Genomic DNA, 516 nt, shown 5'->3' on the forward strand with positions numbered 1-516 from the left:
AGGTTGAGAGGCTGGTACCCAAGTGATCGAAGCGCAGAGCCGCCCAGATAATGAACGGAAAGACCGCCAAGGCTGCCGGATAGTAGCTGTGCCCTGCAAGTTCGGTGGCGCCGAAGATGACGTAACTCACCCAGAAGATCGCAACGGTCAGTCCGCACGCTTCCACGGTCTGCTTTGCGGAGCGGATCGGGCTTGGATACGTGAGCAAGCTGAGCAGCGGCGGGGCTACCACGAGCACCCCCAGCATGTCACCGAGCCACCATTTCAGAAAGGCAGCGCCGTAATCGGCGACTGACACCAAGCCCCCTCCGAAGAGGGCAGTCGCACCGATCAGCGCACTCACTGCCGTGCTGGCCGTCGCAGCCAGGATGACGAAAGCTAACACGTCCTTGATGCGGCCCAGGGTGATCTGGAATTGGGCTACCCGCTTTACCAATAATGTCGCCGTCAAGGCTGCAGCTGTCGCGCCGAGGCCAATCACCGCGGCCACTGGTAGGGGCACGCCCACCGACATGT

The 516-nt window shown here is 61.6% G+C and carries 1 protein-coding gene; it reads right to left on the reverse strand.

What is annotated here, in order from left to right; translation table 11 throughout:
- Positions 1-516: MASE1 domain-containing protein (locus AC1DS3_RS39440; RefSeq protein ID WP_477129473.1), on the reverse strand; the 516-nt coding region annotated here is incomplete at both ends.

It is taken from the genome of Cupriavidus sp. 01L46, from assembly GCF_056399905.1.